The sequence below is a fragment of the Cupriavidus sp. GW823-FHT07B10 genome (assembly GCF_058794355.1).
Window position 1 is genome coordinate 31,502 of the sequence record NZ_JBXAGS010000023.1, and the last position, 25,088, is coordinate 56,589.

Here is a 25,088-nt window from a genome sequence, read left to right on the forward strand (position 1 = left end):
ATGTGATCCCGTGGCGGGGACCCCTGCGCAGGTTTCATGAAGCCGGCGCCGGGACAGAGTCCGGCGGCGTCGGCTGCACCTGCGTCAAGCTCAGTGTACCGCCTTGGGCGGGCGGTACTCCACGGCCGTCGCAAACTGCCGCACGGTGCTCGCCGGCACCTCGCCCACCACGGTAATCCAGAAATCGGCAATCCGGCGCACCACGACCTGGGTCGCGCCGAGCGCTGCCACGCCCTCGCGGCGCACGCGTTGCTCGGAAACCGGTTCAATGAAGACCGACAGGCCGGTCAGCCCGTCGCTGTAAACGACCTGCAGCACTTCGAAGACCTGGCCGCGCGCGTTGCCCGGCGCGGGTGCGCGCAGCTCGCCGAGCGGACGGCGCACTTCGCGGATCTTCTGGAAGCCCTTGAGCGGCACCGCAATCGACCAGCCCTCGTCGGCGATATTGGTCGGCTGGTAGGTCACCTCATAGCGATTCCAGCTGCTGGAATTCTTGATCGCACCGAGGATATGCTGCTTTTCGGACGGCACCCCGATCTGCACCTGCGAGAACGCGACCTGCTCCAGCACCTTGCCACCATCGCCGATGGTCTGCGCGCGCATCAGCAGGCCGGAGTTTTTCTCCGCCCACAGGCGCACCGCATAGCGCGCGGCATCGTGCGGCTCCAGCGCGAAGACCTCGCACTCCATGCCTGCCACCCGCTCGGCGGGCATCTTGCGCATGTCGTACAGGTCCAGCACGTCGTTCTTGTTGGTGGCGAGCAGCGCCGGGAAGCGATCCTTGGCTTCCTGCTTCTCCACCACCACCAGCTTGGCTTCGGGGATCAGGCTGTGCACCACGTCATTCTGACGCAGCACCTCGCGCGGCTTGCCGTCGAGCGTTTCCAGGCGTTCGTACTCGTTGTGGACGAGATCGCTGTAATGCTGGATACGCGAGGCGTGCATGACGCTGCCGCGCTGGTAGATCAGCGTGCCGACATAGTTCTCGCGCTGTGCGGCTTTGTGGATCTTGTTGAGCCAGGCGGTGGCGTCGCGTCGGTTCAGCGTACTGTCTGAAGGCTGTGCGGTGGCCGCGGCAGCGCTCAGACACAAGGCCAGAAAAAAGGACCTACGCAGGGCCCTGATTTTCTGCGCGCCCGCTACATAGGCGGGCGACCCTCCTTTATGCATGTCCGGCATTATTCCTGCGTATTTTCCTGAGTGAAGTTTGCACCGTTGGCAACCGTGCGCATGGTGGGCACGAACGCATCCGTTGCCACCGACGTGCGATGGGCACGCAGGTATTCGTCCAGGCGCGGGTCGCGGATCATCTGGGGAGTTTCCGCCGCCACGGTGACGATGCCAGAGGCCGGGCTGGCCGGCTGGTCGGCGCGTGCCACCACGGCATCGGGCGTGGCCAGCGTGGCGGGGCCGCGCATCTGCGGCACGACCACCCAGCTGACCGCTGCCACGGCGGCGGCGATCGCGGTGCCCGGCATCACGCGGCGCACCCACGACGGCCTGACCAGCAGGCGGTGGCGGGCGCTGGCCTGCGCCACTGCCGGCACCAGTACATGCGGCTCGGCTTCCAGGCGCGCGGAGAAACGAGAGAGGAAAGCAGAGGTGGAACCCGCGTGCGTCAGGTCTTCCGAACGCAGCGTGTCGCCGATCAACTGGTAAGTGGCCCAGTCGGACATGCCGGCATCGCTTTTCGCGAGGCCCAGCACGGCATCGACTTCGTGCGGCGCCAGTTCGCCATCCATCAATACGGAGATCTGCTCCGCTGCTTCCACTACATGAACCGACTGCTTATGAGCCTGACCCATTTCCCACCCCAAGACATTCCATTGAACACCGATAATCCCGTCACTTCTGTCGCTTATCGATGCAGGAATACGCTGCAACGCTGGCCGCACGACATTCTTCTTGACTACCCGACTACTACCACCGTTTGCCCTCTGCCGTTCCCAGCAGCGGACGCAATTTCTCGGCAATCGCCTCGCGCGCCCGGAAGATCCGCGAACGCACCGTGCCGATCGGACATCCCATCGCTTCGGCGATCTCCTCATAGCTGAGGCCCTCGATCTCGCGCAGCGTGATGGCGGTCCGCAATTCTTCCGGAAGCGCCTCCATTGCGCGGTTCACCGTCTCGGCGACCTGGCGTGTGTGGAGCATCGATTCCGGCGTATTGATATCCCTTAGTTGCTCACCGTCCGCAAAAGTTTCAGCCTCCTCTGCATCGATATCGCTGGACGCTTCCGGGCGGCGGCCCTGGGTGGCAAGGTAGTTCTTGGCCGTGTTGACGGCGATCCGGTACAGCCACGTATAAAAGGCCGACTCCCCGCGGAACTGGGGCAATGCGCGGTATGCCTTGATAAAGGCATCCTGCGCCACATCCTCCACCTCAGCGGGGTCCCTGACCAGGCGCGAAATCAGGCGAATGATCTTCCGATGGTATTTGGTCACCAGAAGTTCAAAGGCCCGCTTGTCGCCCTGCTGGACGCGTTCAACTAGGAGCTGATCGGCTTCGCGTTCGCTCACGTATGGCTCACCTGCAGTGTATCTCTTGGTTTGGTCGTCACGACAAACGTTGTATTTTACCTACGATTCTAAGCCCGCCCGGTGAAGCAACGCGCATCCTGTGACCGCAAGCTAACAAAATCGTTCCCCTGCCGGCATCTCAGGTTGCACCCGCAGTGCAACTCTGGCGGCGCGTTGCAACCGCCGCGCCATCTCGGGCGAACCTGCCTGCCAGGGAAGAAAGATGGCGCCGGGCATCCCGGGCGCTCCGGGCGCCAGGCGCACGACAGCGGCGCCGCCGGCCTGCCAGCATTGCCTGACCACAGCCTCGTGCCGGGCATCACCCGGCCCTTGCAGGCGGATCCGCAATGGGCCGTTGCCGTCGGGCGCATGCAGCACTGCCGTGCAGCGCCAGCGCAGGCTGCACCACCACGCCGGCCAGGCACGCACCGTTGCCGCTGCGGCAAGCACGAGTGCCAGCGCCATGGCGGCATGCCCCCAATGGAAACCAGCCTGACTGCCGGCTATTACAGCGGCCAGCGTCCGCGCCAGCAGCGCGAGCGCCAGCATTTCGCCGGCACAAAACACGAACAGGGTCCACCACAACGGGTGGACCCTGCCCTGGCGCAGCCCGCGAAGGGCCCGCCTCAACCTCGGATCAGGCGCGGCGGAAAACAAGCGTGCCGTTGGTGCCGCCGAAACCGAAGTTGTTCTTCACCGCGACCTCGATCTTCATCTCGCGCGCCGTGTTGGCCACGTAGTCCAGGTCGCACTCGGGATCCTGGTTGTCGAGGTTGATCGTCGGCGGCGACACCTGGTTGTGCAGCGCCAGCACGGTGAAGACCGATTCCAGGCCGCCGGCACCGCCCAGCAGATGGCCGGTCATCGACTTGGTCGAGTTCACCACCATCTTGTAGGCCTGCTCCCCGAATGCGGCCTTGATCGCATCGGATTCGTTCTTGTCGCCCAGCGGGGTAGACGTGCCATGGGCGTTCAGGTAATGCACCTGGTCCGTATTGATGCCGGCGTCCTTGAGCGCATTGACCATGCAACGGCGCGGGCCGTCCATGTTCGGCGCGGTCATGTGGTAGGCGTCGCCGCTCATGCCAAAGCCGATCAGCTCGGCATAGATGCGCGCGCCGCGCGCCTTGGCCGACTCGTACTCCTCCAGCATCATCACCCCGGCGCCTTCGCCCAGCACGAAGCCGTCGCGGTCCTTGTCCCACGGACGCGAAGCGGCGGCCGGATCGTCATTGCGCGTCGACAGCGCACGCGCAGCGGCGAAACCGCCGATGCCCAGCGGCGACACGGTCGACTCGGCACCGCCCGCCAGCATGGCGTCGGCATCGCCGGCCTGGATCAGGCGGGCGGCCAGGCCAATGCTGTGCAGGCCGGTCGTGCAAGCCGTCACGGCAGCCAGGTTCGGGCCCTTGATACCGTGGATGATCGACAGGTGGCCGGCGATCATGTTGATGATCGAGCCAGGCACGAAGAACGGCGAAATCCGGCGCGGACCGCGCTCGGTCAGCACGGCGTGGGTCTCTTCGATCAACGGCAGGCCGCCGATGCCCGAGCCGACCAGCACGCCGATGCGCTCGGCATTGGCTTCGGTCACTTCCAGGCCGCTGTCCTTCAGCGCCTGCGTGCCGGCCGCAATGCCGAAATGGATGAAGGTATCCATCGCGCGGGCTTCCTTGGCCGGGATGTAGTCCTCGGCATTGAAACCCTTCACTTCACCGGCAAAGTGCACGGAAAGCGCGGAGTGATCGAATTTGGTGATGGTGGCGATGCCGGACTTGCCGGCAACCAGGTTGGCCCAGCCTTCGGCAACCGTGTTTCCGACCGGAGACACAAGGCCAAGCCCAGTGACGACGACGCGACGACGGCTCACTATGTTTTCCTACGGGTGCGTGAAACGGGAACGGAACGGAGATCAGCCCGCCGCCGGCCTTGCGGGCCGCGCGGCGAAGCACATTCCATTCTGCTTCTTCAAACAGACGAAAGCCACAGAAAACAGCAAGGCGCGGCCGCAACGGCCCGCCCACCTGCCTTCTGTGGCTCGGAATGCAGAGACGACGGGCTTAGGCCTTGACGTGCGCGGTGGCGTAGTCGATAGCCTGTTGCACGGTCGTGATCTTTTCGGCTTCCTCATCAGGAATTTCCATGCCGAATTCATCTTCCAACGCCATCACGAGTTCAACCGTGTCCAGCGAGTCCGCACCGAGATCGTTCACGAACGACGATTCGTTCTTGATATCTGCCTCGGCCACGCCAAGCTGTTCTGCCACGATTTTCTTGACGCGTTGTTCGATATTGTCCATGTAACCCTCCAGGGAAGTTCGACAAAAAGTGGGCGCATTTTAGCAGGTTTGAGGCGACAGAAATGCCGCCTGCCAAGCTTTGCAAGAATCGCGCCCGTTTGGTTCGGAAAACTACTACTTCAGGCGGCTTCTTCGGGCTTCTCCCCCGAAACCAGCCAGCCAAAACCCCATTAATTCATGTACATCCCGCCGTTCACATGCAGCGTAGTGCCGGTAATGTAAGCGGCATGCGGGCCAGCCAGGAAGGCCACCGCGTTGGCGATATCCTCCGGCTGGCCAAGGCGACCCAGCGGAATCTGCGTCTTGAGCGAAGCATGCTGCTCTTCGGACAGCGCCTTGGTCATGTCGGTGTCGATAAAGCCCGGCGCGACACAGTTCACGGTCACGTTGCGGCTGCCGATTTCCGCGGCCAGCGAGCGGGTCATGCCCGCCACGCCCGCCTTGGCAGCAGAGTAGTTCATCTGGCCGGGGTTGCCGACCGAGCCTACCACCGAAGTGATATTGATGATGCGGCCCTGGCGGGCCTTCATCATCGGGCGCAGCACCGCGCGCGACAGACGGAACACCGAAGTCAGGTTGGTCTGGATCACAGCCAGCCAGTCCTCGTCCTTCATGCGCATCGCCAGCTGGTCCTGCGTGATGCCGGCATTGTTGACCAGCACGCCGATGCCGCCGTGGGTCTTGACGATCTCGTCGATGAGCGCGTCGCAAGCGGCCGCGTCATTGACGTTGAGCACGGCGCCCTTGCCCTTCAGGCCGTCGGCGCCGAGGTAATCGGTGATGCCGGCCGCGCCGGCTTCGCTGGTGGCGGTGCCGATCACGGTGGCGCCCTGGCGGGCCAGTTCCAGCGCGATGGCGCGGCCGATGCCGCGCGAGGCGCCGGTGACCAGCGCAACCTGGTTGTCGAGAAGTTTGGTCATGCGGATGTCCTCTTGCTTACTTCAGCAGTGCCAGCGTGTCTTGCAGCGAGGCCGGATCGAAGATCGCACCGCCGGTCAGGTTGCCGTCGATGCGCTTGGTCATGCCGGCCAGCACCTTGCCGGGGCCGCATTCGATCACGTGCGTGACGCCTTCGGCGGCCATCTTCTGCACGCACTCGACCCAGCGCACCGGCGCGGCGGCCTGGCGCACCAGGGCGTCCTTGATCGCATCCGGATCATTGACGATGGCGACGTCGACGTTGTTCACCAGCGGGATCGACGGCGCCGAGAAAGCCAGGCCGGCCATGCGCTCGCGCAGGCGGTCCGAAGCGGGCTTGAGCAGCGACGAGTGGAACGGCGCCGACACCGGCAGCGGCAGCGCGCGCTTGGCGCCCTTGCCCTTGGCGATTTCGCAGGCCTTCTCGACCGCGGCCTTGTGCCCGGCAATCACCACCTGCGACGGCGCGTTGAAGTTCACGGCCTCGACCACGCCGGCGGCCGATGCCTCGGCGCAAGCGGCGCGCACGTCGTCATCGGACAGGCCCAGGATCGCGGCCATGGCACCCTCGCCCACCGGCACGGCTTCTTGCATGGCTTGCGCGCGGAAGCGCACCAGCGGTACCGCGTCGGCAAACGGGATCACGCCCGCGGCCACCAGCGCCGAGTACTCGCCCAGGCTGTGGCCGGCAACCAGCGCCGGTGCCGGACCACCGGCATCCAGCCAGGCACGGTAGACCGCCACTGCGGCGGTCAGCATCACCGGCTGCGTGTTGGTGGTCAGGTTCAGCTCTTCGGCGGGGCCTTCGGCGATCAGGCGGCCGAGATCCTGGCCGAGCGCGGCCGAGGCCTCTTCCACGGTGGCGCGCACCACGGCGTTATCGGCGAAGGCATTGAGCATGCCGACCGACTGCGAACCCTGGCCGGGAAATACGAAAGCGAATTTCATCGGATTGGAACCCTAACAAGAAACGGGTGGCCGGCGCCGCGGCATGCCCCGCATGCGCGGCATGCCATGGCGCCGGCCGCGAATCACATGCGCAGCAGCACCGCGCCCCAGGTGAAGCCGCCACCCACGCCTTCCATCAGCACGGTCTGGCCCGCGCGGATGCGGCCGTCGCGCACCGCGACGTCCAGCGCCAGCGGGATCGACGCGGCCGAGGTGTTGCCGTGCTCATGCACGGTGGCGACCATGCGCTCCGCCGGCAGGCCCAGCTTCTTTGCCGTGCCCTGCATGATGCGGATATTGGCCTGGTGCGGAATCAGCCAGTCGATCTGGCCCGGCGTCACGCTGGCAGCCTCCATGGCTTCGCGCGCGACCTTGTCCAGCACGTTCACGGCCAGCTTGAACACAGCCTGGCCGTCCATGTGCAGGAACGGGTTGCCGGTGATGTTGCCGCCGGCGACGTTGCCCGGCACGCACAGGATATCGACATGCCTGCCGTCCGAGTGCATCGCGGTGGACAGGATCCCCGGCTCCTCGGACGCCGACAGCAGCACGGCGCCGGCACCGTCGCCGAACAGCACGCAGGTGGTGCGGTCGTTGAAGTCCAGGATGCGCGAGAACACCTCGGTGCCGATCACCAGCACGTTGCGGTGCGAGCCGCTGCGGATGAACTTGTCGGCGGTGGCCAGCGCGTACACGAAGCCCGAGCACACCGCCTGCAGGTCGAACGCCGGGCAGTGGTTGGTGATGCCCAGCTTTTCCTGCACGATGCAGGCCGTGCTGGGGAACACGAAGTCCGGCGTCGAGGTGGCGACGATGATCAGGTCGATGCTCTGGCGGTCGATGCCGGCGGCTTCGATGGCCTGCTCGGCAGCCTTGACCGCAAGATCGCTGCTGGTCACATCCGGCTCGGCCCAGTGGCGTGCCGAAATGCCGCTGCGCGAGACGATCCAGTCGTCGCTGGTCTCGATGCCCTTTTCGGCAAGCTGCGTGGCCAGGTCATGGTTGGTCACGCGCCGCGGAGGCAGGTAGCTCCCGGTACCGATGATTTTTGCGTACTTGGTCATGTATTGTCGGATCGTATGGCCCGCAGGCACCCTCGACCGGCGCGCGTGGCGCTCAGGCGACGTGGGGGCTGGGATGCGCGCCAGGCACCTCTGTCTCCGGGGCGGGCTGTGCAGCGCCTGCGGCGCTGGATTTATCGGCAAAAGCCCGGGTGATGCGGGCGATCACGCCATTCTTGGCGGCATCATACCCGCGTTTGATGGCCCACTCAAAAGAATGGGCATCGGCCGAGCCGTGGCTCTTGATCACCAGCCCGCGCAACCCAAGCAGCGAGGCGCCGTTGTAGCGCGCCGGGTCGAGCCGCCTGGCCAGGCGCGACAGCACCGGCATGGCGACCGCGGCCAGCAGCTTGGTGAACCACGAGCGGGTGAATTCTTCCTTGATCATACTGCCGATCATCTTGGCCAGGCCCTCGGTGCTCTTGAGCGCCACGTTGCCGACGAAGCCGTCGCAGACCACGATGTCGGTAGTGCCCTTGAAGATGTCGTTGCCTTCCACGTTGCCGTAGAAGTTCAGCTCCGAGGCGCGCAGCAGTTCACCCGCACGCTTGACCACCTCATTGCCCTTGATGACTTCCTCGCCGATGTTCAGCAGGCCCACCGTGGGGTGTTCCTTGTGGTCGACCACGGCCACCATGGCTTCGGCCATGCGCGCGAACTGCAGCAGGTGCTCGGGCTCGCAGTCGGCATTGGCGCCCAGGTCCAGCACGGTGGTGCCCCAGCCTTGCTCGTTCGGGATGGTGGTGGCGATGGCCGGCCGCTCGATGCCTTCGAGCGTCTTGAGCACATAGCGCGACACCGCCATCAGCGCGCCGGTATTGCCGGCGGAGATGCAGGCACCGGCCAGGCCTTCCTTGACCTGCGTGACGGCGACGCGCATCGAGGAATCCCTCTTCTTGCGCAGCGCCACCTCGACCGGGTCATCCATGGTGATGACCTCGGTGGCCTCGACGATGGTCACGCGCGGATGGTCCAGCGCGTGCAGCTTCTTCAGCTGCGTCCGGATGGCGTCGGGCAAGCCGACCAGCACCATCTCGGCGTCGTCGTGGCGGGAAAGAAAACTGATCGCCGCAGGCACCGTCACGGAGACTCCGTGATCGCCGCCCATGCAGTCGATAGCGATTTTGATCGTCATTGTTCCTGGTACGGATAGCGCGGCGGCGCACGCCACGCCCGGCGGGAAATCCGAGCGCCCAACAAAAAAGCGGCAACGATCTTGCCGCTTTTTTGTCTCTGACCTTTTAGTGTCCGACCTACAGGCATGCGCGAGCGAGACGCAACGTCACGCCGAACGAAGCTATCAGTCGTTCTTGGTCTTGATGACCTTGCGGCCACGGTAGTAGCCGTTCGGGCTGACGTGGTGGCGCAGGTGGGTTTCGCCGGTGGTCGGCTCAACTGCCAGCGGCGCTGCCGACAGGTGATCGTGCGAACGGTGCATGCCGCGCTTGGACGGCGACTTCTTGTTCTGTTGAACAGCCATGATGACTCCTTCGAGAATTTTTCAATATTAACACACGCATCCCGCCCAAGGCGTAGCCGGGGCCCGGCCGGATGCTTCAGATTCACCTGCAAGACCTTGCGCACCGCCTGCCGGCGGCATCAATGCTTGGTCTTCAGGCCGGCCAGCGCCGCAAAGGGCGAAGGCCGCTTTTCTTCCTCAGGCTCAGCCTCTGGCTGCGCCTCGCCGTCCGAACCGGTCACGAGGCTTTCGTGCACCGTCGGGCAGACGTCATGCTTGGGGGCCACCGGCAACGCCAGCAGCACTTCATCTTCAATCAGGTCCAGCAGCGAGAAACGCTTCGAGCCGGCGATCACGTCGACTTCGTCGTCGTCCATCGGCGCGGCGTCGGCCGCTTCCTCGCTTTCCACCACCTCGAAACGCGTTGCCGTATCGATCGGCTCGGCATAGGGGGCCAGGCAGCGCTGGCAATCCAGCCAGATCCGGCCCTGCACGGTCACGTCGAGAAACAGCCGCCGCGCCACCGCGGCGCCCGGCTCGGCCGCCTCTTCACGCATGAAGCCAGTGACCGTATAGGCAAACGTCTCATCGGGTGCCGAGGCTGGCGCTTGCGCGGCGGTCTCGGCTAAGATGCGCGGCAAATCCCGCACCGCCACGTCGCCGGCCAGGCTTTCACCCTTCCGGCACAAGGCGAAGAGATCAAGCGCGCGCAGGTCAATCGGCTGGGTCATGTGCGTGCTCCGGTCGCTATACAATGACTGGTTCGCCACATTCCACGCCTGCCGGACTACGGGCCGCGCACATTGGCGGCACTGCGCCCGGATGCGGATGCGGCTAAACGCGCGATTGTACGACGTAAACCGCGTCGAGGTCAAAGGTCTTGCAACGCGGGCCGCACCTTTTACTGTTTCGCTTCCTGTTCCGATTCCATTACTTATGTCCACAGACCCCCGCCCCAGCCTGATCCTTGGCTCCGGCTCGTCCTACCGCCGCGAACTGCTGGAGCGCCTGCGCATCCCGTTCGAGGTGGCCGTGCCCGACATCGACGAAACCCCGCTTGCCGGCGAAGCGCCCGAAGCCACCGCGCTGCGCCTGTCGCAGCGCAAGGCCGAAGCCATTGCCGCGCGCCATCCGGGCGTGCTGGTGATCGGCTCGGACCAGGTGCTGACCCTGGACGGCGAACAGATGGGCAAGCCCGGCACGCACGAGAAAGCCGTGGCGCAGCTGCGCCGCATGCGCGGGCGCACCGCCACCTTCCACTCGGCGCTGTGCCTGCTGGACGCACGCACCGGCACCGTGCAGCTGGCCGACGTGCAGACCCGCGTGACCATGCGCGACCTGACCGATGCTGAAATCGAGACCTACCTGCAGCTGGAGCGCCCCTACGACGTGGCCGGCAGCGCCAAGTCCGAAGGCCTGGGCATCGCGCTGCTGGAACGCGTCGAGTCGGACGACCCGACCGCACTGGTCGGCCTGCCGCTGATCGCACTGACCGGCATGCTGCGCCAGGCCGGCTACCCTCTTCTTTCCGCATGATCCGCACGAGCCCACGATGAGCGGCACTCTCTACCTGATCCCCAACACCCTCGGCAAGCGCGATGAAGCCGACCCGCTGGCCGACGTGATCCCGGCCGGCGTGCAGCAGATCGCGGCCAACCTCGATTACCTCGTCGCCGAGAACGCCAAGACCGCGCGCGCCTTCCTGAAGAAGCTGGGCGAGACCACGCCGCTGGCACGCCCGATCCAGCAGATCGATATCCGCGAGCTGAACGTCAACACGCGCGCCGACGCCCTGGCCGCACTGCTAGCCCCGCTCGAAGCCGGCCGCGACGGCGGCCTGCTGTCCGAGGCCGGCGTGCCGGCGGTGGCCGACCCCGGCGCCGACCTGGTGCGGCTGGCCCATGCGCGCCGCATCCGCGTGCGGCCGCTGGTCGGGCCCAGCTCGATCCTGCTGGCGGTGATGGGCTCGGGCCTGAACGGCCAGAGCTTTGCCTTCAACGGCTATCTGCCGGTCGATGCCGGCGAGCGCGCGCAGCGCCTGCGTGAGCTGGAACAGCGCTCGCGCAAGTCCAGCCAGACCCAGGTGTTCATCGAAACGCCCTACCGCAATGCGGCGCTGCTGGAAGCCATGCGCCAGCACTGCGCCGGCACCACGCTGCTGTCCGTGGCCGTGGACCTGACCCTGCCGGGCGAGACCATCGTCACGCTGCCGCTATCGGACTGGCGTCCCGAGCGGATCGACCTGCACAAGCGCCCGGCGATCTTCTCGCTGCTGGCCATGTAAGAAACGGCAAAGGGGGCGCGAACGCCCCCTTTGCCGTTGCCGCCGCGCCATCCAGGCTCAGTGCATGCCCTGCATGCGGTTGCTCCACAGCATGGTCTTCATCGCCGCCGAGCCCACCGCCGCGCCAAAGCGCTTGGCCACGCGCTCGGCGATGTTCTCCTTGACGGTGTAGTCGACGATGTCCTCGGCCTTGAGCACATCGCGCGCGACATAGTCGGCACTGCCCAGCCCGTCGGCCAGGCCCAGCTCCACGGCGCGCTCGCCCGACCAGAACAGGCCGGAGAACAGTTCCGGATCATCCTTGAGCCGGTCGCCGCGCCCTTCCTTGACCACGTCGATGAACTGCTGGTGGATCTGCTTGAGCATGGCCTCGGCAAAGGCCTTCTGCTTGGGCACCTGCGGCGAGAACGGGTCCAGCATGCCCTTGTTGGCGCCCGAGGTATACAGCCGGCGCTCCACGCCCAGCTTGTCCATCAGCCCGGTAAAGCCAAAACCGTCCATCAGCACGCCGATCGAACCTACGATGCTGGCCTTGTCGACATAGATCTTGTCGGCCGCCGCGGCCACGTAATAGCCGCCCGAGGCACAGATCTCTTCCACCACCACATAGAACGGCTTGGACGGATAAAGCGTGCGCAGCCGCTGGATCTCGTCGTTGATGATGCCCGCCTGCACCGGCGAGCCACCCGGAGAATTGATCTTCAGGATCACGCCGGCGGCATTGCCGTCAGCGAACGCCGCCTGCAACGAGGCATTGATCGATTCCGCGCTGGCCGGGGTGCCGGCGGCGATTTCGCCCTCCAGCGTGACCATGGCCGTATGGCGGCCCGAGGTGCTGATGGCGCCATCGCCCTTGAAGTCGAACAGCGTGACCAGGATCAGCGCCAGCAAAGCCAGTCCGACAAAGCGGAAGAAGATGCGCCAGCGCCGTGCCGCGCGCTGCTCGCGCAGCGATGCGGTCAGCACTTTTTCCAGCAGATCGCGCTCCCAGCCGGCGCCGCCGCCAACCGGGGGCCCCGCCGTGGCTCCAGCCATGCGCGCCTTGCGCTCGCGCGCTTCACGCCTTGCGGCGTCGTCGCCGGCGCGCAATTCGTCTTCCAGCGGGTAGTCGGCGCGCGGTGCGGTGACCAGGCGCTCGGACTCCGCCTGGGGCGCCCCTTCGCCCGGCGCACCGTCGCCGGCTGGCTTGTGCTCGTCCGGCTGACCCGATTCACCCGATGGCGGCTTCTGTTGTTCTGTCATGCAAATCGCTCGTGGAAACGCCTGGAACCCCAGGCCTGGAAATACAACGGCCGGCCTGACTGCCGGCCCTGCCCGTCATTCAGGCACCGCCCATGCGCGCAGCAATCCGGTATGGCGCTTCCGGTAGCCAGTAGACCTGGCCGTCGCGCTCCTCGATGCGCAGCTTGGCCAGCGATGCGCCGCGGCAGGGACCGCCGACGCACTCGCCGCTGTCCGGCGCATAAACCGCGCCATGTGTGGCGCACATCAAGTATAGGCCCGAGGCATCGAAGAACCGGCCTTCCTGCCAGTCCAGTTCCATCGGCACATGGGCGCACTGGTTCAGGTAGCCGTGCGCGGCGCCGTCGAAACGCACCACGAAGGCGCCGATCTCGCGCTGGTCCAGCGCCACCGAGAAGCGCACGCCCAGGCCGCCTTCCTCCAGGTCCTCGGCGGCACACAGCCGCACCGGCGCCTGGCCGGCCGCTGCCTCAGGCATGGGCCAGCAGCCAGTCGGTCAGGTCGGGGATGGAAGTCGCGCAATGCACCGGCGCCATCGCGCGCAGCGAATCTGCGGGATGTGCGCCATAGCACACACCAATCCCCTTGGCGCCGGCATTGGCCGCCATCTGCAGGTCATGGGTGGTGTCGCCGACCATCACCGTGCGCTCCACGTCCTGGCCCAGTTCGCGGGTCAGTTCGTGCAGCATGGCCGGGTGCGGCTTGGAGAAGGTCTCGTCGGCACAGCGCGTGGCGTCGAACAGGCGGGTCAGACCGCTCGCGGCCAGCGCGCGCTGCAGGCCGACGCGGGTCTTGCCGGTGGCCACGCCAAGAAAATAATGTTCGCCGCGCAGGGCCTCCAGCATTTCGCGCACGCCGTCGAACAGCACCAGGTCGGCGTCGCGAGCGAGGAAGTGGTAGCGGTAGCGTTCGGCCAGGCGCGGGTAGTCGGCGGGGTCCAGCGTCGGCACCGCGTAAGACAGCGCATCCTTCAGGCCCAGCCCGATCACGTGGCTGGCGGCGCTGTCATCCGGCACCGGCAGGCCCAGGTCGCGGCTGGCAAGCTGGATGCACTTCGCGATGGTCGGGGTCGAGTCCATCAACGTCCCGTCCCAGTCGAAAACGATCAGGTCAAATTGTTGCCTGGCCATGGAAATCCTTGTGGCGTTTGATGCACTACCCTACTCCGGGGCATGCAGTTCACGCAATTGTTGCAGGAATCCGACGCACTCGTCGGGCAGCGGCGCTTCCACCGCCAGCGGCTCGCCCGTGGCCGGGTGGATAAACACCAGCCGGTGGGCATGCAGGAACATGCGCTTGAGGCCCGGCCTGGCGCCGGAACGCGCCAGTGCCTTGTTCAGCGAGAAGTCACCATATTTTTCGTCGCCGACGATCGGGAAACCCGAGTGGGCCAGGTGGACGCGGATCTGGTGGGTACGGCCGGTCTTCAGCTCGGCCTCCAGCAGGGTGAAGCCCTGGAAGGCCTCGACCCGGTTGAACACGGTGTGCGAGGCCAGCCCGTCGGCCTGCACCCGCACCCGGCGCTCGCCGTCCGGCGTGCTGTACTTATATAGCGGCAGCTTCACGTGCTGGCGCGCGTTCGGGAATTCGCCGGCCACGCAGGCGAAATAGCGCTTGTCCATCGCGCTGCCGCGAATCTGCTCGTGCAGGTGGACCAGCGCCGAGCGCTTCTTGGCCAGCACCAGGATGCCGGAGGTCTCGCGGTCGAGCCGGTGCACCAGCTCCAGGAACTTGGCCTCGGGCCGCGACCGGCGCAATTGCTCGATCACGCCGAAGGCCACGCCCGAGCCGCCGTGCACGGCCACGCCGGCCGGCTTGTTGATCACCAGCAGCTGGGCATCCTCAAACAGCACCGGGAATTCGCCCGCCGGCACATGCTGGGCATTGGCGGATTGCGCGGAATTCGCCACCCGCATTGGCGGAATGCGCACTACATCACCCGACTGCAGGCGATAAGTGGCATCGATCCGCCCCTTATTGACGCGAACTTCCCCCGAACGCAGCACCCGGTAGATATGGCTCTTGGGCACGCCCTTGGCCACCTTCAGCAGGAAGTTGTCAATGCGCTGACCTTCCGAGCCTTCGTCAATCGTGACATACGCCACCTGTGGGCTGGCCGGCGCAGCTTCGGCAGCCTTTTCAATTTGATGGCGTAACTCATTCATTTTCAATATAATTTCCTCGCTGTCCCGGCTTGTGGCCGGCAGCGCAAGACCTGTGTAAGCGATTAATCTTCGAGTTTTCCTGGATTTTTCGCATTCTACACTTGGGGTTGCCGCCAACCCCGCCCGTCTCCCGCAACTTTGCGTTCCGCCAAGCGCCAGACGGGCAAATGGCAGTAAAAAGCAGCACGCACGGTGCCGCCGGCATGCAGGAAGTCGCCCAAAGGAGGCTTCGGCGAGGCAGGCGGTGACGTGGGAACTGAGTGTTCAGGTAAAACAGAATTTAAAGGCGGATGCCACTGCCGGCATCCGCTTCGGTGAGAGAAGTCCTGCCCGCACCGGGAAACGGTGCCGGCCGGCAGGTTAGCCTGCCGCCTGACTGGAAATACCGGCGCCCGGTCGCAGAATTCCAAGAAGTAGTAGGTGCGCCCGCCAGGAGTAGTCAGGCAGCAACGGCAACCATGCCGTGTCCGAAAAATTTGCTCTTTGACGCGTCTAGGCCTTCCGCGGCCGGCCGCGATGCCGCCGGCGCCGGTTGCGCCGGCGTTCAGCATCGCCTCCGGCACGGGAACGCGCCGGATGTCTGCGCAAGAGCAGCCTCCGGTGTTCTCTCCTGCCCCGCGGACGTTACCCCGACGTCATCGCTCTCTTTCACCCGCGCCCAGCCGCTCGCCTATCCCGCGCAGCGGCGCTTTCCGGCAATTCTCGCGCCTCGCTCGCTCCCTCGCGTGCTCCATGGATCGCCGCGGACACCGCCCAGACGGTGCCACCCGCGACACTGGAGTGAGGTATTGCGATGAAACGCATGCTGTTCAACGCGACGCAACAGGAGGAATTGCGCGTCGCCATCGTCGACGGTCAGAAACTGATCGATATCGACATCGAGACTGCCGGGCGCGAACAGCGCAAGGGCAACATCTACAAGGGTGTCATCACCCGCATCGAACCCTCGCTGGAAGCCTGCTTTGTCAACTACGGCGAAGAGCGCCACGGCTTCCTGCCGTTCAAGGAAGTAGCCCGCGCCTTCTTCAAGGAAGGCATCGACGTGCGCAACGCGCGCATCCAGGATGCCCTGCATGAAGGCCAGGAACTGATCGTCCAGGTCGAGAAGGAAGAACGCGGCAACAAGGGCGCGGCCCTGACCACCTTCATCTCGCTGGCCGGCCGCTACCTGGTGCTGATGCCCAACAACCCGCGCGGCGGCGGCGTGTCGCGCCGCATCGAGGGCGAGGACCGCCAGGAACTGCGCGAGACCATGGCGCAGCTGACCGTGCCGGAAGGCATGAGCATCATCGCCCGGACTGCCGGCATCGGCCGCTCGGCCGAGGAACTGCAGTGGGACCTGAACTACCTGCTGCAGCTGTGGAAGGCCATCGACGGCGCCGCCGGCGACAACAAGGCCCCGCTGCTGATCTACCTGGAATCGAGCCTGGTCATCCGCGCCATCCGCGACTACTTCCAGCCGGATATCGGCGAGATCCTGATCGACACCGACGAGATCTACGAACAGGCCCGCGCCTTCATGAGCGTGGTGATGCCTGACAACATGAACCGCGTGAAGAAGTACCGGGACGACGTGCCGCTCTTCTCGCGTTTCCAGATCGAGCACCAGATCGAGTCGGCCTACTCGCGCATGGTGATGCTGCCCTCGGGCGGCGCCATCGTGATCGACCACACCGAGGCGCTGGTCTCCGTGGACGTGAACTCGGCCCGCGCCACCAAGGGCGCCGACATCGAGGAAACCGCGCTGCGCACCAACCTCGAGGCCGCCGACGAGATCGCGCGCCAGCTGCGCCTGCGCGACCTGGGCGGCCTGATCGTGATCGACTTCATCGACATGGAGTCGGGCAAGGCCCAGAAGGACGTGGAAACGCGCCTGAAGGACGCGCTGCGCCACGACCGCGCGCGCGTGCAGATGGGCAAGATCAGCCGCTTCGGCCTGATGGAGCTGTCGCGCCAGCGCCTGCGGCCGTCGCTGTCGGAGGGCTCGCACATCACTTGCCCGCGCTGCAACGGCACCGGCCATATCCGCGATACAGAATCGTCCGCCCTGCAGGTGCTGCGCATCATCCAGGAAGAGGCGATGAAGGAAAACACCGCCGCCATCCACTGCCAGGTGCCGGTGGAAGTGGCCGCCTTCCTGCTGAACGAGAAGCGCCAGGAAATCAACCTGATCGAGCTGCGCTTCAAGGTCAATGTGCTGCTGATCCCCAACAAGCACCTGGAAACGCCGCATTACAAGCTGGAGCGCCTGCGCCACGACGACCCGCGCCTGGAAGAAAGCACCGCCAGCTACCGCATGGCCGAGGCCGCCGCCAAGGAACTGGAAGCCGACACCAGCTACAGCAGCCGCCGCAAGGAAGAAGCCAAGCCGCGCCAGGAAGCCGCGGTCAAGGGCATCACCCCGGAACAACCGGCCCCGGTGTCGGTGCCGCGCCCCGAGCGCGCACCCAAGCCGGAAGCCCCGGTCGCCCCGCCCGTGCCGGCCACCCAGCCGGTGGTCAGCGGCGGTTTTATCGCCTGGCTGAAGGGCCTGTTCGGTGCCCGTCCGGCAACCCCGCCGGTGGTGGAACCGGCCAAGCCGGCGGTTGCCACTGAGGCCCGCAGCGCCGAAGGCCGGCGCGAGCGCGGCCAGCGCGGCGAAGGCCGTGGCCTGCGTGGTGAGCGTGGCGACCGCGCCGAGCGTGGTGAGCGCGCGGAGCGTGGCGAGCGCCAGGGCCGCGGCCAGCGCGGCGACCGTGCCGAGCGCGCGGAACGTGGTGAACGCCAGGGTGCCGAGCGCGGCGAGCAACGCGAGGGCCGTGGCGAACGCCAGGGCCGCCAGCCGCGCCAGCAAGGTGAAGGCCAGGCCACCCCGGCCCTGGCACGCCAGGGCGAGGCGGTGCAAGCCGAGCGCGCCCAGGGCGAGCGCGTCGAGGGCCGTCAGGAAGGCCGCCGCGACCGCAACCAGGAACGCCGCGAGCGCCAGCGTGAACGCCAGCGCGAACGCAGCGAACTGCGCGAAGCCGAAGCCGGTGAAGCACCGCGGCCGGAAGCCGTCGCCGCCGCCCAGGCTCTGGGCGTGCTGCCGCAGGCCGTGACCGAAGAGACGCAAGCCGTCCGCGCCGAGTTGCCGGAAGGTGCCGAAAGCACCGCCGAGACCGCTGAGGGCGAAGAGCGCCGCCGCCGCAACCGCCGTGGCCGCAACCGCTATCGCCGCGAGCGCGACGAGTCGGTGCAAGTTGCCCAGGGCGAAGGCGACGAAGAGGCCGCCGCTGCTGAAGCCGTTGCCCCGGTACGTGCTGAAGCCCCCGTGCCGGCCGAGCCCGCACCGCAAGCTGCCGTGGCCGCTGCGGCCGAGGCCGTCGAAGCGATCCGCATCGCCGTGCCGGAAGATGTGACGCCCGCGCCGGTCGCCGAGGCAGCCCCGGTGACCGCGCCGGTTGCCGAGCCCGCGCCCCAGCAAGCTGCGCCGGTAGCCGTTGCCGTCACGGAAGCCATTGCCGCCGAAGCGATCGTCGAGACCACCGCAAGCGTGGCCGTCGAAGCGGCTCCGGTGGTGGCGGCACCTGCCGCTGCACCGGTCGCCGCCCCTGTCGCCGAAGCCGCACCGGCCGAAGTGTTCGCCCCGGCAGCCCCGGTCGTTGCTGCAGCGCCGGCCACCCCGGCAGCGCTGGAAAACCTGGAATCGATGCTGGCCACCGCCGGCCTTCAATGGGTCCATACCGACAGCGACAAGCTGCGTTCGGCCCAGGAAGCCGCCGCCCGCATCGCGCCCGCCCCGCGCGTGCAGCGCGAGCGCAAGGCGCTGCCGCCACTGCCCCACGGCCCGATGATCCTGGTGGAAACCGGTGGCCGCGAAGTGGAGATGGCATCGCAGCAGTAAGCGTTGCCGCTGCACCGCAGCCAAAGCAAGAAGGGGACGGCCACGCCGTCCCCTTTTTTCATGGGCAGCCGGCCGGATGAATCCCCGCCATCTCCGGGGGATGCGGGTGCCCCGCCCCCGCCTCGGCTAGAATGGCAGCAGAAGGCATCCGGCCCTCGAGCGCCCCTGATTTGGCCACGCCGCCAGGCCGCTCCCCGGACGCCGTGCCCACCCACAGGCCATGACCGAATCCGTCATTCCGATTTTCGACCTGCGCGACCATCGCTACCGCTCGATGACGCCCAGCATTCCCGGCAAGCTGGCTGCCCCCACCGGCCTGGTGGCCGACACCCGCGGCCGGCCGCTGCATGACCTGCGCATCTCGGTGACGGACCGCTGCAACTTCCGCTGCGTCTACTGCATGCCGAAGGAAGTCTTCGACAAGGACTACACCTTCCTGCCGCACTCCGAGCTGCTGAGCTTCGAGGAGATCGAGCGCACCGCGCGCCTGTTCGTCGCCCACGGCGTCGAGAAAATCCGCCTGACCGGCGGCGAGCCGCTGCTGCGCAAGAATATCGAGCACCTGGTGGAGATGCTGGCGAAGATCGAGACGGTCTCGGGCAAGCCGCTGGACCTGACGCTCACCACCAACGCCTCGCTGCTGGCGCGCAAGGCGCGCGCGCTGCGCGACGCGGGACTGACGCGGGTCAGCGTCAGCCTGGACGCGATCGACGACACCACCTTCCGCCGCATGAACGACGTGGACTTCGCCGTCGCCGACGTGCTGCACGGCATCGAGACCGCGCAGGCCGTGGGGCTGGCGCCGATCAAGGTCAACATGGTGGTCAAGCGCGGCACCAATGACCAGGAAATCGTGCCGATGGCGCGCCACTTCCGCAATAGCGGCATCATCCTGCGCTTTATCGAGTTCATGGACGTGGGCGCCAGCAACCACTGGCAGATGGATGAAGTGCTGCCGTCCGCCGAGGTGGTGAAGCGCATCGATGCGGAATTCCCGCTCGAACCGGTGCAGGCCAACTACTCCGGCGAAACCGCCGAGCGCTGGCGCTACCGCGACGGCAGCGGCGAGGTCGGCGTGATCTCCAGCGTCACCCACGCCTTCTGCGGCGACTGCAGCCGCATCCGGCTGTCCACCGAAGGCCGGCTCTACCTGTGCCTGTTCGCCACCGAGGGCTTCGACCTGCGCGCGCTGCTGCGCGGCGGCTACAGCGACCTGGAAATCTCCAATGCGATTGCGCAGGTGTGGCAGGGCCGCACCGACAATTATTCCGAGCAGCGCAGCGACCCGACGGTGCGCGCCAGGCGTGCCGAGCGCAAGATCGAGATGTCCTATATCGGCGGCTGACCCCGCCGCACACAAAATCCATGATTGCACGCGACGACATCACCGGCCTGATCCTCGCAGGCGGCAGGGGCAGCCGCATGGGCGGCACCGACAAGGGCCTGCAGCCGCTGCACGGCACGCCGATGGCCATGCACACGATGATGCGGCTTACCCCCCAGGTGGGCGGGCTGATGATCAATGCCAACCGCAACCTGGCCGCCTATGAGTCGTTCGGCGTACCGGTCTACACCGATACCGTGCCCGACTTCGCCGGTCCGCTGGCGGGGATGCTGGCCGGCCTGGAGCAATGCGCCACGCCGTGGATGGTGACCGCCCCTTGCGATTCGCCGTTCCTGCCGACCGACCTGGTGGCGCGCCTGGCGCAGGCGATCGAGGCCGAAGGCGCGGACCTGGCGATCCCCGTCACGCTGGACGAAGACGGCCGGCGCCAGACCCAACCTGTGTTCTGCCTGATGCCGGTCAGTGCGCTCGACAGCCTGGTGGCTTATCTTTCCGGCGGCGGCCGCAAGATCGAGACCTGGGCCGCCTCGCACCGCCTGGCCGAAGTGCTGTTCGACGACGCCGCGGCCTTTGCCAATATCAACACCCTGGACGAACTGCGCACGCACGAAACGCGCTGAGCCACCATGCCCACCCTGCAATCCGTCATCTCCTGCCTTTCCGACTACGACCCCACCGCCCTGCCGGTGGACCAGGCCAACCGCATCATCGGCGAGGTAGTCGAGCCGGTGCGCGGCGTCGAGCAGTTGCCGATCCGCAGCGCCCTGGACCGCGTGCTGGCCGAGGACATCGTCTCGCCCATCGACGTGCCGGCGCATGACAACTCGGCGATGGACGGCTATGCCTTCCAGGGTGCCGCGCTGGCAGCCGCGCAGACCGCCACGGTCGAGCTGGAAGTCATCGGCAGCGCCTTCGCCGGCGGCGCCCGCGCGCTGGCGCCCACGGCGGCGCAGGCGGTGCGCATCATGACCGGCGCGGTGATGCCGGCCGGCTGCGACACCGTGGTGCCGCAGGAGTTCGTGGAAGCCGTGGACGACGGCGCGCGCATCCGCTTTGCCGCCGACTGCGTGCGCACCGGCGACAACCGGCGCCTGCGCGGCGAAGATCTGGCGCGCGGCCAGGCCGCGCTGCAGGCCGGACGCATCCTCCAGCCGGCCGACCTGGGCCTGCTGGCTTCGCTGGGCGTGGCCGAGGTGCGCGTGCGCCGGCGCCTGCGCGTGGCGTTCTTCTCCACCGGAGACGAGCTGCGCTCGATCGGCGAGCCGCTCGATCCCGGCTGCGTCTACGACTCCAACCGCTACACGCTGTACGGCATGCTGCGCCGGATGAACGTCGACCTGCTCGACATGGGCGTGGTGCGCGACGACCCCGAGGCGCTCGAGGCCGCCTTCCGCACCGCCTGCGAGACCGCCGACGCGGTCATCACCTCCGGCGGCGTCTCGGTCGGCGAGGCCGACTACACCAAGCAGATCATGGCGCGCCTGGGCGATGTCACGTTCTGGAAGATCGCGATGCGCCCGGGCCGGCCGATGGCCTTCGGCCGCATCAATTCCAACGGCCGCGACGCGCTCCTGTTCGGCCTGCCGGGCAACCCGGTGGCGGTGATGGTCACCTTCTACCACTTCGTGCGCGCCGCGCTGCAGCGGCTGATGGGCGCCAGCGTGGCACCGCTGCCGCTGCTGCGCGTGCGCAGCGCGCAAGCCATCCGCAAGAAGCCCGGCCGCACCGAGTACCAGCGCGGCATCCTGGCGCGCGCCGGCGACGGCCAGTGGGAAGTGCGCATCACCGGCCAGCAGGGCTCGGGCGTGCTGCGCTCGATGAGCGAGGCCAACTGCTTTATCGTGCTCGGTCATGAACAGGACTCGGTCAAGGCCGGCGATGCGGTCGAGGTGATGCTGTTCGACGGACTGGTCTAGCCGGACCGGCAGGCGCTACACGCAAGCGCTTGCCACACGCCGGAGCAATGTGTCGTTTTTGTGCCGCACATTTGCGGCCATAGCACAGCCGGCACGGGGCTTTCGCCTGCCCCCGCCGCCGGCGGGCTATGCTTGGCATCGGCCAATCGCTACACTTGGCGCACGATTCAGAACCATTCGAGTATCCCCCGTCATGAATCAGGAGATCGCCTACCTCCACCCCGTCAAGACCGCCCGCGCGCTGGTGCTGGTCTACTTGTGCTTCTCGCTGCCGATCGTGTCGCTGGGCCTGTTTGTCACCTTCGTCCGCTACGGTGACCTGCCCGCCATCACGGTCTTCAGCGCAATCATCCTGAATGCGCTGATCGGCTTTGGCCTGCTGTGGCTGGCCTGCAAGGCCTACAACTGGGTGGCCGCCCGCTTCGGCGGCATTGAAGTCCACGTGCGCGAACTGGCGCCCGAAGACGAGCGCTGAGCAGCGCGCCGGCGCCCAGGCCGGCAGCAATCCGCAAGCCCCCGCGGGGGCTTGCCCTGACCCTTCCCTGCCGCGCGTTCAGCCGCCGTTGTCTTCGGCGGCCTCCGGCGCGTCCGCCGCTGCTGCCGCATTGAGGCCAAGCACCTGCTGCGCGGCCTCGCCCGGCAGCGCTTCCACCGTGCGCAGCTTGCGCGCCATCTGGCGCGTGCGCACTTCGGCCTGCTCGATATTGCGCGCGGCGCGCTCCAGCGTATCGCGGGTCTTGGCCAGCACGTCGCCGAACTTGCCGAACTCGGTCTTGACCGCGCCCAGCACCTCCCACACCTCGCTTGAGCGCTTTTCCAGCGCCAGCGTGCGGAAACCCATCTGCAGGCTGTTCAGCAACGCGGTCAGCGTGGTCGGCCCGGCCACGGTCACACGGTAGTCGCGCTGCATCAGGTCGGTCAGGCCCGGGCGCCGCAGCACCTCGGCGTACAACCCCTCGGTCGGCAGGAACAGGATGGCGAAATCCGTGGTCTGGGGCGGCGACAGGTATTTCTCGGCGATGGTCTGGGCCTCGCGCCGCAGCGCCACTTCCAGTTCGCGGCCAAAAGCGAGCACGCCGTCCGGGTCGCCCCGCTCCTGCGCGTCCACCAGGCGCTCGTACTGTTCCTTGGGAAACTTGGCGTCGACCGGCAGCCAGACCGGCGCATTGTCGCCACCCGCGGCCTTGCCCGGCAGCCGGATCGCGAACTCCACCCGCGCGCCCGAGTTGCGCACGGTCTCGACATTCTTGCCGTACTGCTCCGGCGTCAGCATCTGCTCCAGCAGCATTTCCAGCTGGACTTCGCCCCAGGTGCCGCGCGACTTCACATTGGTCAGCACCTTTTTCAGGTCGCCCACGCCCTGCGCCAGCACCTGCATCTCGCCCAGCCCCCGGTGCACCTGCTCGAGCCGGTCCGACACCAGCCGGAAGGACTCGCCCAGGCGCTGCTCCAGCGTGGCATGCAGCTTCTCGTCGACAGTGCGGCGCATTTCCTCCAGCTTGGCGGCGTTGTTGGCCTCGATGTCCTGCAGCTTCCTCTCCAGCGTGGCGCGCACTTCGGCCAGGCGCCGCTCGTTGGCTTCGGACATCTGCGCCAGCTGCTGCTGCAGCCCGTCGCCGAAGCGGCGCAGCGTGCCGGCCTGCTCGTCGCGCGCCTGCTGGCCCTGCAGCATCAGGTGCTGGCGCACCTGCTCGAGCTGCTGGGTGTTGGTCTCGGTCAGCTTGGCCAGTTGCTGCGCGAAGGTGTCGATCTGGTTGTTCTGCAGCGTGGCGATGCCCGTCAGCTGCGACGACAGCGCCTGCTGGAAGCGCAGCATTTGCTGGGCCGACTCGTCGCGGCTGCCGCGCGCGGCGTCGGCCACGTCGGTGCGCAACACCCGCTCCAGCCGCTCCATGCCGCGCGCGCTTTCCGCGCGCATGTCGGCCAGTTGCCGGCCAAGCTCGGCCCCCGGCGAGGCAGCCTGCTGGCGCAGCAGGACGATGACCAGCAGGACGACCGCGAGCAGCGCCACGGCCAGCGTCAGGAACGGAATCAGGGTCATGCAGCAGGAAACAGGTAGATGGCAGGCTTAGCGGCGCCGCGACATGACGTCGGGGTTGATCACGGTGGGTGGATGGCCGGCCTGCGGGCCCTGGTCGAGCGCGGCGATCAGGTTGTCGGCGGCCAGCATCGCCATCGCACGGCGGGTCTTCTCGGAGGCGCTGGCGATATGCGGCGTGAGCACGACGTTGGGCACCGTCAGCAGGTCCGGATTGACGCTGGGCTCGCCCTCGAACACATCCAGGCCGGCGCCGAAGATGCGCTTGTCGCGCAGCGCCTGCGCCAGCGCGGCATCGTCGACGATGCCGCCGCGCGCCAGGTTCACCAGCGTCGCGGTCGGCTTCATCAGCGCCAGCTCGGCCGCGCCGATGGCGTGGTGGCTCTGCGGGCCATAGGGCAGCACCAGCAGCAGGTGGTCGGACTGGCGCAGCAGGTCTTCCTTGCTGACATAGCGCGCGCTCAGCGCGCGCTCGGTGTCCGCCGGCAGCTGGCTGCGGTTGTGGTACAGCACGCTCATGCCAAACCCGCTCGCGCGGCGCGCCAGCGCCTGGCCGATGCGGCCCATGCCGAGGATGCCGAGCGTGCTGCCGTACAGGTCCATGCCTACCAGCATGTCATAGCTCCAGCGCTGCCACTTGCCGGCGCGCAGGTAGTGCTCGGCCTCGGTCACGCGGCGCGCGGTGGCCATCAGCAGGGCCCAGCCGAAGTCGGCGGTGGTCTCGGTCAGCACGTCCGGCGTATTGGTGGCGACGATGCCGGCGGCCGTCAGCGCCGGCACGTCCAGGTTGTTGTAGCCGACCGCCATGTTGCACACCGCGCGCAGCGCCGGCAGCCCGGCGACCACGTCGCCGTCGATGCGGTCGGCGGCGTTGGCCAGCACGCCGGCCTTGCCCGCCAGGCGCGCCTTCAGTGCGGCGGCATCCAGCACCGCGTCCTGCTGGTTGTCGTCGACATCGAAGTACTGCGCCAGGTGCGCGATGACTTCGGGATAGATGGCGCGGGTGACAAGGACAGACGGCTTCATGGCA

25 protein-coding genes are annotated in these 25,088 nt (G+C 67.0%); 7 read left to right on the plus strand and 18 right to left on the minus strand.

Annotated elements, in window-relative coordinates; translation table 11 throughout:
• Positions 1–90 precede the first annotated feature (90 nt).
• The 12 genes from AC1Q6V_RS30740 to AC1Q6V_RS30795 all read right to left on the minus strand — a co-directional run bounded on the left by AC1Q6V_RS30740 (position 91) and on the right by AC1Q6V_RS30795 (position 9,937).
• A complete protein-coding gene (locus AC1Q6V_RS30740; protein ID WP_011615723.1) occupies positions 91–1,170 on the minus strand; it encodes a MucB/RseB C-terminal domain-containing protein in 1,080 nt (359 codons plus the stop codon).
• A gap of 8 nt (positions 1,171–1,178) precedes the next feature.
• Positions 1,179–1,805, minus strand: a complete 627-nt coding sequence (locus AC1Q6V_RS30745) for a sigma-E factor negative regulatory protein (RefSeq protein ID WP_010814683.1) — start codon at positions 1,803–1,805, stop codon at positions 1,179–1,181.
• A 115-nt stretch (positions 1,806–1,920) separates the two neighbouring features.
• Positions 1,921–2,520 carry an RNA polymerase sigma factor RpoE gene (gene rpoE, locus AC1Q6V_RS30750; protein ID WP_010814682.1) on the minus strand — a complete coding sequence of 200 codons (600 nt, stop codon included), beginning with the start codon at positions 2,518–2,520 and terminating at the stop codon, positions 1,921–1,923.
• 111 nt (positions 2,521–2,631) lie between these two features.
• Entirely contained in the window at positions 2,632–3,105 is a 474-nt protein-coding gene (locus AC1Q6V_RS30755) for a hypothetical protein (protein WP_231881359.1), read from the minus strand.
• A gap of 52 nt (positions 3,106–3,157) precedes the next feature.
• On the minus strand, positions 3,158–4,390 hold the full coding sequence (gene fabF / locus AC1Q6V_RS30760) for a beta-ketoacyl-ACP synthase II (RefSeq protein ID WP_454750348.1): 1,233 nt from the start codon (positions 4,388–4,390) through the stop codon (positions 3,158–3,160).
• Between the two features lie 190 nt (positions 4,391–4,580).
• The gene (gene acpP / locus AC1Q6V_RS30765) at positions 4,581–4,820 is read right to left on the minus strand and encodes an acyl carrier protein (protein WP_008644813.1); all 240 of its coding nucleotides are present in this window, start codon (positions 4,818–4,820) and stop codon (positions 4,581–4,583) included.
• A gap of 170 nt (positions 4,821–4,990) precedes the next feature.
• Entirely contained in the window at positions 4,991–5,740 is a 750-nt protein-coding gene (fabG, locus tag AC1Q6V_RS30770) for a 3-oxoacyl-ACP reductase FabG (protein WP_010814679.1), read from the minus strand.
• A 16-nt stretch (positions 5,741–5,756) separates the two neighbouring features.
• Positions 5,757–6,686, minus strand: a complete 930-nt coding sequence (gene fabD / locus AC1Q6V_RS30775) for an ACP S-malonyltransferase (RefSeq protein ID WP_011615725.1) — start codon at positions 6,684–6,686, stop codon at positions 5,757–5,759.
• 83 nt (positions 6,687–6,769) lie between these two features.
• The gene (locus tag AC1Q6V_RS30780; RefSeq protein WP_010814677.1) at positions 6,770–7,750 is read right to left on the minus strand and encodes a beta-ketoacyl-ACP synthase III; all 981 of its coding nucleotides are present in this window, start codon (positions 7,748–7,750) and stop codon (positions 6,770–6,772) included.
• 52 nt (positions 7,751–7,802) lie between these two features.
• Positions 7,803–8,882 (minus strand): phosphate acyltransferase PlsX, encoded by a 1,080-nt coding sequence (gene plsX, locus AC1Q6V_RS30785; RefSeq protein WP_010814676.1) that lies wholly within the window; start codon positions 8,880–8,882, stop codon positions 7,803–7,805.
• 165 nt (positions 8,883–9,047) lie between these two features.
• Complete coding sequence (gene rpmF, locus AC1Q6V_RS30790) at positions 9,048–9,227, minus strand: 50S ribosomal protein L32 (protein ID WP_010814675.1); 180 nt, start codon at positions 9,225–9,227, stop codon at positions 9,048–9,050.
• Between the two features lie 119 nt (positions 9,228–9,346).
• The gene (locus tag AC1Q6V_RS30795) at positions 9,347–9,937 is read right to left on the minus strand and encodes a DUF177 domain-containing protein (protein ID WP_010814674.1); all 591 of its coding nucleotides are present in this window, start codon (positions 9,935–9,937) and stop codon (positions 9,347–9,349) included.
• Between the two features lie 205 nt (positions 9,938–10,142).
• On the opposite strand from AC1Q6V_RS30795, the gene AC1Q6V_RS30800 reads away from it, so the two are divergent.
• Together AC1Q6V_RS30800 and AC1Q6V_RS30805 are read left to right on the plus strand one after the other, a co-directional pair.
• Positions 10,143–10,742, plus strand: coding sequence for a Maf-like protein (locus tag AC1Q6V_RS30800; RefSeq protein ID WP_010814673.1), 600 nt, complete (start codon positions 10,143–10,145; stop codon positions 10,740–10,742).
• Positions 10,743–10,758: 16 nt separating this feature from the next.
• Complete coding sequence (locus tag AC1Q6V_RS30805) at positions 10,759–11,490, plus strand: SAM-dependent methyltransferase (protein WP_010814672.1); 732 nt, start codon at positions 10,759–10,761, stop codon at positions 11,488–11,490.
• A 57-nt stretch (positions 11,491–11,547) separates the two neighbouring features.
• Here AC1Q6V_RS30805 and AC1Q6V_RS30810 read toward each other — a convergent pair whose 3' ends face one another.
• From AC1Q6V_RS30810 to AC1Q6V_RS30825, 4 genes are all read right to left on the minus strand, one after another.
• On the minus strand, positions 11,548–12,732 hold the full coding sequence (locus tag AC1Q6V_RS30810; protein ID WP_010814671.1) for a S49 family peptidase: 1,185 nt from the start codon (positions 12,730–12,732) through the stop codon (positions 11,548–11,550).
• Between the two features lie 79 nt (positions 12,733–12,811).
• The gene (locus AC1Q6V_RS30815) at positions 12,812–13,210 is read right to left on the minus strand and encodes a Rieske (2Fe-2S) protein (RefSeq protein ID WP_011615727.1); all 399 of its coding nucleotides are present in this window, start codon (positions 13,208–13,210) and stop codon (positions 12,812–12,814) included.
• The gene (locus tag AC1Q6V_RS30820) at positions 13,203–13,862 is read right to left on the minus strand and encodes an HAD-IA family hydrolase (protein ID WP_058698464.1); all 660 of its coding nucleotides are present in this window, start codon (positions 13,860–13,862) and stop codon (positions 13,203–13,205) included. Before AC1Q6V_RS30820 ends, AC1Q6V_RS30815 begins: the two co-directional genes overlap by 8 nt.
• A 30-nt stretch (positions 13,863–13,892) precedes the next feature.
• A complete protein-coding gene (locus AC1Q6V_RS30825) occupies positions 13,893–14,897 on the minus strand; it encodes an RluA family pseudouridine synthase (protein ID WP_454750349.1) in 1,005 nt (334 codons plus the stop codon).
• Positions 14,898–15,690: 793 nt separating this feature from the next.
• On the opposite strand from AC1Q6V_RS30825, the gene AC1Q6V_RS30830 reads away from it, so the two are divergent.
• From AC1Q6V_RS30830 to AC1Q6V_RS30850, 5 genes are all read left to right on the plus strand, one after another.
• Entirely contained in the window at positions 15,691–18,759 is a 3,069-nt protein-coding gene (locus AC1Q6V_RS30830; RefSeq protein ID WP_058698466.1) for an Rne/Rng family ribonuclease, read from the plus strand.
• 220 nt (positions 18,760–18,979) lie between these two features.
• Positions 18,980–20,104, plus strand: a complete 1,125-nt coding sequence (gene moaA / locus AC1Q6V_RS30835; protein ID WP_454750350.1) for a GTP 3',8-cyclase MoaA — start codon at positions 18,980–18,982, stop codon at positions 20,102–20,104.
• Positions 20,105–20,124: 20 nt separating this feature from the next.
• Complete coding sequence (gene mobA, locus AC1Q6V_RS30840) at positions 20,125–20,724, plus strand: molybdenum cofactor guanylyltransferase MobA (protein WP_010814665.1); 600 nt, start codon at positions 20,125–20,127, stop codon at positions 20,722–20,724.
• 6 nt (positions 20,725–20,730) lie between these two features.
• Positions 20,731–22,020, plus strand: a complete 1,290-nt coding sequence (gene moeA / locus AC1Q6V_RS30845) for a molybdopterin molybdotransferase MoeA (RefSeq protein ID WP_011615731.1) — start codon at positions 20,731–20,733, stop codon at positions 22,018–22,020.
• Between the two features lie 193 nt (positions 22,021–22,213).
• Positions 22,214–22,495 carry a hypothetical protein gene (locus tag AC1Q6V_RS30850; protein WP_010814663.1) on the plus strand — a complete coding sequence of 94 codons (282 nt, stop codon included), beginning with the start codon at positions 22,214–22,216 and terminating at the stop codon, positions 22,493–22,495.
• Positions 22,496–22,573: 78 nt separating this feature from the next.
• Here AC1Q6V_RS30850 and AC1Q6V_RS30855 read toward each other — a convergent pair whose 3' ends face one another.
• Both AC1Q6V_RS30855 and AC1Q6V_RS30860 read right to left on the minus strand, forming a co-directional pair.
• Positions 22,574–24,061 (minus strand): DNA recombination protein RmuC, encoded by a 1,488-nt coding sequence (locus AC1Q6V_RS30855; protein WP_454750351.1) that lies wholly within the window; start codon positions 24,059–24,061, stop codon positions 22,574–22,576.
• 27 nt (positions 24,062–24,088) lie between these two features.
• Entirely contained in the window at positions 24,089–25,084 is a 996-nt protein-coding gene (locus AC1Q6V_RS30860) for a 2-hydroxyacid dehydrogenase (RefSeq protein ID WP_010814661.1), read from the minus strand.
• Between the last annotated feature and the right edge of the window lie 4 nt (positions 25,085–25,088).